The organism is Streptomyces himastatinicus ATCC 53653 (assembly GCF_000158915.1).
GTDB lineage: Bacteria > Actinomycetota > Actinomycetes > Streptomycetales > Streptomycetaceae > Streptomyces > Streptomyces himastatinicus.
The window spans coordinates 5,856,111-5,863,734 of sequence record NZ_GG657754.1 but is presented as its reverse complement, the minus strand read 5'-3'; the positions used below and the strand labels follow the sequence as shown (position 1 = coordinate 5,863,734).

At 70.1% G+C, this 7,624-nt stretch carries 7 protein-coding genes and 1 pseudogene; 2 read left to right on the top strand and 6 right to left on the bottom strand.

Annotated features, from left to right (window positions below):
* Positions 1-179: 179 nt before the first annotated feature.
* The 4 genes from thpR to SSOG_RS24920 form a co-directional block, all read right to left on the bottom strand.
* On the bottom strand, positions 180-743 hold the full coding sequence (gene thpR, locus SSOG_RS24935; protein ID WP_039938628.1) for an RNA 2',3'-cyclic phosphodiesterase: 564 nt from the start codon (positions 741-743) through the stop codon (positions 180-182).
* Between the two features lie 5 nt (positions 744-748).
* The gene (locus tag SSOG_RS24930; protein ID WP_039938626.1) at positions 749-2,116 is read right to left on the bottom strand and encodes an MFS transporter; all 1,368 of its coding nucleotides are present in this window, start codon (positions 2,114-2,116) and stop codon (positions 749-751) included.
* A 32-nt stretch (positions 2,117-2,148) separates the two neighbouring features.
* The gene (locus SSOG_RS24925) at positions 2,149-2,613 is read right to left on the bottom strand and encodes a MarR family winged helix-turn-helix transcriptional regulator (protein WP_039938625.1); all 465 of its coding nucleotides are present in this window, start codon (positions 2,611-2,613) and stop codon (positions 2,149-2,151) included.
* Between the two features lie 103 nt (positions 2,614-2,716).
* Positions 2,717-4,189, bottom strand: a complete 1,473-nt coding sequence (locus tag SSOG_RS24920; protein WP_009717018.1) for an NCS2 family permease — start codon at positions 4,187-4,189, stop codon at positions 2,717-2,719.
* 192 nt (positions 4,190-4,381) lie between these two features.
* On the opposite strand from SSOG_RS24920, the gene SSOG_RS24915 reads away from it, so the two are divergent.
* Positions 4,382-4,639: a DUF2530 domain-containing protein gene (locus SSOG_RS24915; RefSeq protein WP_009717017.1), complete on the top strand. Its 258-nt coding sequence runs from the start codon at positions 4,382-4,384 to the stop codon at positions 4,637-4,639.
* Between the two features lie 28 nt (positions 4,640-4,667).
* Here SSOG_RS24915 and SSOG_RS24910 read toward each other — a convergent pair whose 3' ends face one another.
* On the bottom strand, positions 4,668-5,423 hold the full coding sequence (locus tag SSOG_RS24910) for a hypothetical protein (protein ID WP_039938624.1): 756 nt from the start codon (positions 5,421-5,423) through the stop codon (positions 4,668-4,670).
* Between the two features lie 195 nt (positions 5,424-5,618).
* Here SSOG_RS24910 and SSOG_RS24905 point away from each other — a divergent pair, with 195 nt between their 5' ends.
* Positions 5,619-6,437, top strand: a complete 819-nt coding sequence (locus SSOG_RS24905) for an SAM-dependent methyltransferase (RefSeq protein WP_039938621.1) — start codon at positions 5,619-5,621, stop codon at positions 6,435-6,437.
* Between the two features lie 7 nt (positions 6,438-6,444).
* Here the strand turns inward: SSOG_RS24905 and SSOG_RS24900 are convergent.
* Positions 6,445-7,624, bottom strand: a pseudogene (locus SSOG_RS24900) (sacsin N-terminal ATP-binding-like domain-containing protein); the annotation flags it as partial.

Genomic DNA, 7,624 nt, shown 5'->3' with positions numbered 1-7,624 from the left:
AAAAAAAAAAAAAAAAAAAAAAAAAAAAAAAAAAAACACACTACCCTGCTCGGGCCGCCCCGGCGGCTCACCCTCCGAAGGCGGCCGCGACGGCCACCACGACGAGGATCATCACCAGGGCACCACTCATGATCATGTTTCGGGTCTTCGGATTCACACTCCGAGGTTAGCCGGGCCCCTCAGCCGCCCAGCGGCCAGGCCGCCACCACCTCGTACCGCGGCTGCGCCCCGGGCACTCCGGGGGCCGGGGGGTGGCTGCGGACCAGGCTCAGTTCCCGCACGGTCCAGTCGCGGCCCGTGAAGCCGGTGAGGCCCTCGGCGAACGGCGCGAGGCGGGTGGCGGTGCGGTTGCGCGCGACGGTGAGGTGGGGGTGGTACGGGCGGTGCTCGTCCATGGCGATCCCCGCGCGGCGGGCCCCCGCGTCGACGGAGTCGGCGAGCCGCCGCAGGGCGGTGTGATCGCCGTCCACGCCCGCCCAGAGGGCGCGGTCGGAGAACCGGCCGCCGCCCGCCAGCCGCACCTGGTGGGGGTGGTGGCGATGGGCGGCGCGGGCCAGCCGGGTGTCCAGCTCGGGTCGGACATCATCGGTGACCTCGCCGTAGAAGGCGAGGGTGAGGTGCCAGCCGGCGCGCTCGGTCCAGCGGAGGGTGTCCGCGCCGGGGAGCCGGTGCAGTGCGTCGACGTACGTCCCCAGCTCGGTCAGGGCCGGTTCGGGGGGCAGGACGGCAGCAAAGAGTCTCATCGCTGTCACGCCGCCGGAGCGAGCCGTTCCTCCGTCTGCACCCTCGGCACGAAGGCCACGTGCGGATGACCCCGGCGCCAGGCCATCTTGTTCCGCAGGCCGCCCGCGCGGGCCAGCATCAGGCCCACCCCGACCGCGGCGGCGGCGGAGATCAGCCCGCCGAAGGCGAAGCCGACCCGGGCGCCCCAGGTGTCGGTGACCCAGCCGATCAGCGGGCCGCCGATGGGCGTGCCGCCGACGAAGACCATCATGAACAGGCTCATCACCCGGCCGCGCATCTCGGGGTCGGTGGCGAGCTGGACGCTGGAGTTGGCCGTGACGTTGAAGGTCAGGCTGAAGATCCCGACCGGCACCATCAGCGCGGCGAAGAGCCAGAAGAACGGGGTCACCGCGGCGGCCACCTCCAGCACGCCGAACATCAGCGCCGCGCCGACCAGCAGCCGCCGGCGGGTGGTGACGCGGCGGGCGGCGAGCAGGGCGCCGGTGACGGAACCGGCCGCGATCAGGGTGTTGAGCAGGCCGTACGTACCAGGTCCCGCGTGGAAGACGTCGTCGGCGAAGGCGCTCAGCCAGATCGGGAAGTTGAAGCCGAAGGTGCCGATGAAGCCGACGAGGACGATCGGCCACAGCAGATCGGGGCGGCTGCCGACGTACGCCAGGCCCTCGCGCAGCTGGCCCTTGCCGCGCGGCGCGCGCTTGACCGGGTGCAGCTCGCTGGTGCGCATCAGCAGCAGGCCGACGAGCGGGGCGCCGAAGGAGAGGCCGTTGATGAGGAAGGCCCAGCCGCTGCCGACGGCGGTGATCAGCACACCGGCGACCGCGGGGCCTATCAGCCGGGCGGACTGGAAGTTCGCGGAGTTGAGGCTGACCGCGTTGCGCAGGTCACGGGGGCCGACCATCTCGTTGACGAAGACCTGGCGGGTCGGGTTGTCGACGACGGTGACCAGGCCGAGCAGGAACGCGATCAGGTAGACGTGCCAGACCTGGACGTGTCCGCTCAGGGTGAGGGCGGCCAGGGCCAGCCCGCACAGACCGAGCGCTGCCTGCGTGAACAGCAGCAGGGTCCGCCTGGGACATCGGTCCGCGATCACGCCGCCGTACAGGCCGAAGAGCAGCATGGGCAGGAACTGGAGCGCGGTGGTGATGCCGACCGCGGTGGAGGAGTGGGTGAGGCTGAGGACCAGCCAGTCCTGGGCGATACGCGACATCCAGGTGCCGGTGTTGGAGATCACGGCACCGGTCGCGAAGAGCCGGTAGTTGCGGACCCTGAGTGAACGGAACATTCCGCCCTTGGCGGAGGCCGCGGTGGGCCCGGCGGAAGGGGAGTCGGTGTTCGGTGCGGGTGCGGAGTCTGCTCCGGGTCCCGTACTCAAGTTCGTTCGCCTCCTGGCTGCTCGATCTGCTCCTACATGCGCGCGAGCTTCTCCAGGACGGGCGCGGCGGCGCGCAGCGTCTCCCACTCGTCCTCGGACAGCTGCCCGACCAATTCGCTCAGCCAGGCGTTGCGCTTGCGCCGGCTCTCTTCGAGCATGACCTCGGCCCGCTCGGTCGGCGACACGACTTTCTGCCGCCGGTCCTCCTGGTGTGGCTCCAGCCTGACCAGCCCCTTGGCCTCCAGCAGCGCCACGATGCGCGTCATCGACGGCGGCTGGACGTGCTCCTTGCGCGCCAGCTCACTGGGAGTGGCGGAGCCGCACCCGGCGAGGGTGCCCAGCACCGACATCTCCGTGGGGCTCAGCGACTCGTCGACGCGCTGATGCTTCAGCCGTCGTGACAGACGCATCACTGCCGACCGCAGAGCACTCACCGCGGCCGCGTCATCGAGGGGCGCTTCCGTCGCGGACGACGGAAGGCGGGACGGATCCGGCATGGTCTTTAGCATAACTCATTACCTCGTCTAATGAAAACCCCGATACGGGTGTCCTCCGCCACTCACCCGTGCGAGTGAGGGTGAGCGGCCGAGGACTACCGGATCACACGACGCCGAGCGCCTGCTCGATCGGATGCAGCAGGAAGTAGACCAGGAAGCACAGCCCCACGACGACCAGCAGCCACGGGATGTCCCGGGTCCGCCGGGTCGCGACGCGCAGCAGCAGGTACGACAGCACGCCGAGGCCGATGCCGTTGGTGATGCTGTACGTGAACGGCATCGCGATCATGGTCAGGAAGGCGGGCACCGCGATCGTGGAGTCGCTCCAGTCGATCTCCTTGACGTTCGCCGCCATGATCATGAAGCCGACGACCACCAGCGCGGGGGTCGCGGCCTGCGACGGGACGACCTTCGCGAGCGGGGTGAAGACCAGCGCGAGCAGGAAGAGCCCGCCGGTCACCACGTTGGCCAGACCGGTGCGCGCGCCCTCCCCGACGCCCGCCGTGGACTCCACGAAGCAGGTGTTCGCGGACGCCGAGCCGAAGCCGCCGCCCGCGACCGCGACGCCGTCCACCATCAGGATCCGGCCCATGCCGGGCAGCTGGCCGCGCTCGTCCGTCAGCCCGGCCTCCTCTCCGACGCCGATGATCGTCCCCATCGCGTCGAAGAAGCCGGAGAGCAGGACGGTGAAGACGAAGAGGCAGCCGGTCAGGATGCCGACCTTCTCGAATCCGCCGAACAGACTGACCTGGCCCACGAGCCCGAAGTCCGGGGTCGCCACGAACGTGTCCGGCACCTTGGGCACGGTCAGGCCCCAGCTGGCGTCCGGGGTGGAGGTGACGGCGTTGATCGCGATCGCGACCAGCGTCATGACCACGATGCCGATCAGGATCGCGCCCCGGGTCTTGCGGACGACCAGCACGAAGGTGAGCGCGAGCCCGATCACGAAGATCAGCACGGGCCAGCCCTGGAGCTTGCCCTCGATGCCGAGACCCAGCGGAACGGTGGTGTGCGCCGCGTCCGGGTTACGGGTGACGAAGCCGGAGTCGACCAGGCCGATCAGGGTGATGAACAGGCCGATGCCGATCGCGATAGCGCGCCGCAGCCCGCCGGGGATCGCGTCCATCACGCGCTGCCGCAGCCCGGAGGCGACCAGGATCATCAGCACCAGACCGGCGAGGACCACCATGCCCATCGCATCCGGCCAGGTCATCTTGGGGGCGAGCTGGAGCGAGACGACCGCGTTGATGCCGAGGCCCGCGGCGAGGGCGATCGGGACGTTGCCGATCACGCCCATGAGCAGCGTGGTCAGGCCCGCCATCAGGGCGGTCGCGGTGACCAGCTGACCGTAATCCAGGTGGCGCTGGTGCATGTCCTCGCCCGCCTGGAGGATCAACGGGTTCAGCACGATGATGTACGCCATCGCGAAGAACGTCGCCAGACCACCGCGGATCTCCCGGGACGGGGAGGAGCCGCGTTCACTGATCTTGAAGAACCTGTCGACGAACGGGCGGTTCATGGGCGGTGTCGGTGCCTGCTGTACGGCATCGACCGGCTCGCTGGCCGAGGGAGACATGGAGGAACCCCAGGAGTGATGAACGTCGGGAAGCGGGCCTCTTGGAGGATCACACAGGACATTCCACCCAGACCCAGAACGGTTCAGTATGAATATATAAATCGCGGATCGCCAAACCGCGTCCCCCGTCCCGGCGCTCCCATGCCTACCGCGCCCCCGAGGTCCCGACCAGCGTCCCCGTAAGCTGGCCACATGACGAAGTGGACACCCCGGCACGAAGCGCCTGCACCCTTGGAGGGCAATGTCGTCGCCACCATCATCGGCGGCACCATCGTGTGGTTCGTCCTCTTCCTCGTCCAGCTCCCGTTCTACGGGTGGTACGCGGACCACGGTCATCTGTGGTGGCTGTGGACCTGCCTGACCGGCAGCGGACTCGGATTGCTGGGCATCTGGTACGTACGGGCGCGGGACGCGGCCATCCGGCGCTCCTCGGAGAGCGACGCCGGCTGAACCGCGCCCCGCGTTGTCGCACCGTGGGTTACTTCACATCCACGTAGTCGCCGCCCGCCTTGACCGGCGGGGTCGTGCTGGTGCCCGCGAAGTTCCAGCGGAACCAGCCGTCCTGGGCGGCCTTGACGGTCGTCTTGAGCGCACCGCCGCTGCCCGACTTCACCGTCTTCACGACGCTGTAGGTGGAGCTGTTCGCCTTCCGGAACTCGAGCTTCGCCGGCTGGACGGTGTAGCCCGCGTACTTGCTGGTCTCCCAGTTGGCGCGGGTCAGGGCGCCGGTGACCGTGATGGTCTTGCCCTTCTTGACCGGCTCCGGCGCGGCGTTGACGGTCAGCTTCGAGGCGCGCTGCACCGCGAAGGACCCGGCCTTGTCGGCGCTCAGGTAGTCGCCGTCGTTGGCGTCGATCCACACGTTGGCGTACCACCGGCCCGCCACGCTGTTGTCGATGAAGTCGACCTGCGGGTCCAGGATGAAGGTCGCCTTGCAGGTCGAGGTGGTCGGGTCATCAGCCGCCGTCGCGCACGCGAAGCCCGTCGGGGTCGCGTACCCGTACGACGGGCCCTCCAGGTACATGTCGGCGCCGTGGATGCCCGAGTCGTCCTTCGCCGTGAACGAGACGGTGAACTTCTTGGCGCCCGAGGTGCCGAGGACGACATTGCCCGCCGTCACCTTGGTGATCGTCGTGTCGCCGGAGCCGTCCGCGTGCGCCGCCGGTACGGCGAGCCCCCCGAGAGCTGCCGCGGTCGCGGTGGCGAGCACGGCATAGGTCATGCGCTTACGCATGCGTATCCCCCACAAGATGAAGAAGGCTCCACCGCGTTGACCTGCGCCGAGATGGACGCCGACGCGAACGTGGAGCCGAGTGTGGCGCAACTGTACGAATTTCACCGGCTTTTCACAACATCATCGGAGCTCCACGGACACACAATCTGAGAGAACGTCATCTCTCGTACCCAACCGCTCAGTAACATGCGCGGTATGACCGGTCACCGTTTTCGCGCCGCCGAAATCGACACCAGCAAGCCCCACTCGGCGCGCATGTACGACTACTTCCTGGGCGGCAAGACCCACTACGCGGCCGACACCGAGGCCGCCCGGCAGGTCGAGGCCGTCTGGCCCGACGTCAAACCGTGGACCCGCGCCAACCGGTCATTCATGCACCGGGCGACCCACTGGCTCGCCGCCGAGGCAGGGATCCGGCAGTTCCTCGACATCGGCACCGGCATCCCCACCGAACCCAACCTGCACCAGATAGCCCAGAAGGCCGCCCCGGACGCCCGGGTCCTCTACGTCGACAACGACCCCATCGTGCTGGCCTACGCCCAGGCCCTGCTGCTCTCCACCGCCGAGGGCCGCACCGCCTACATGCACGCCGACATCACCGACCCGGGGGCCATCCTGGCCGCCGAGGAACTGCACGACACCCTCGACCTGACCCAACCGGTCGCGCTGTCGCTCAACGCGGTGATGCACTTCATCGCGAACGAACAGAAGCCGTACGACATCGTGCGGCAACTTGTCGAGGCCCTGGCCCCCGGCAGCTATCTGGTCCTCTCCCACGGCGGGCTCGACCCCCGCGGCGAGATCTCCGACGCGGTCACCCGGCTCTACCGGGCCAGCGGCATCCACGTACAGGGCCGCACCCAGGAGGAGGTCCTGCCGTTCTTCGACGGCCTGGAGCTGGTCGAACCCGGCGTGGTGATGCCGCACCGCTGGCGCCCCGAGAACGACCGGGCCAGGGCCTCGGCGGAGGCCCTGGACCTGTGGATCTTCGCGGGCGTGGCCCGGAAGCCGTGACGCGTACCTAGTCGAACCAGCGGGCCCGGGCCAGCTCCTCGGTGCGGGTGAGGTCCTCCAGGAGGGCCGCCACCTCGAAGCGGCGGGACCAGTGGCCCGCGGCCCAGGACAGGCCCGCGGCCACGCCCTCCACCGTCGAGGCGTGCAGGGTGGCGTCGGGTCCGCTCACATAGCGCCAGTCCAGCTCGATGCCGCCCTCGATCAGCAGCTCCTCGTGCTCGACGTACGCCAGCGGCGCGTCCGGCAGCAGTTCGCGGACCGCCGCCGGGACCTCGTGCGGCTCGCCCTGCGAGGTCACCGGCGCCGGGTACGCCTCGCTCAGCCGCCGTACCTGGAACAGCTCCGCCAGCTCCGCCGCCCGCGCCGGGCGCACCGGCAGCAGGGCGCGGCCGTCCGCCTCGGCCAGCGGCATCAGATCGGGCGCGTCGGCGACCAGCACCCCGTCCGCGTCGACCACGCGCGGCTCGCCGTCCACCACGGCGCGCAGCTCGTCCGGCAGGGTCACCTGCTCGGGGTCGAGATCGGCCAGCCGGCCGTAGATCGCGTGCAGCTGGGCCGGGGTCACCGGGCGGTCCGGGTCGGCCAGCCGCGCCAGCAGCTCGGCCGCGCCGCCCGGCTCGTCCAGCAGCGCGGGCAGGGACGTCCGTACGCCCAGCGCCCGCAGCACCTGCTCGTCCTCGAACCCGGCCGCGTCCACCGCCTCGTACAGCCCGGCCAGCAGCGGATCGCCCCCGGCCGCGCGCAGCCCGGCGGGGCGGCGGCCGTCGAGCACCGGGTGGCCGCGCAGCCACCACGCGGTGTACGAGCGCACCGACTCCGTGGTGCCGTCCGGCAGCAGCACCCGGACCCGCTGCGTCAGGGCGTCGCGCAGCGGCGGCCGGGCGAGCATGGCCAGGGCGCGCGGCCAGGCGTCGTCGTCCACCAGGTCCAGGTCGCGCACGGCGACGATCTCGGTGGCCACCGGCGGCACCGGGGTCTCCGGCAGCCGGTCCAGCGCGTCCTCGCACCACACGTCCACGGCGTCCAGCACGCCGACGTCGTCCGGTTCGGCGAAGTCGCCCTCGCGCGGCTCCAGTTCGTCCGGGTCCAGCACCACGTCGGTGGCCCGGACCAGGGTGAAACCGGCCAGCACGCCGACCGCGGACAGCGGCTCCTCGCCCCAGCGCTCGGCGAGGTCCGCGTCGCAC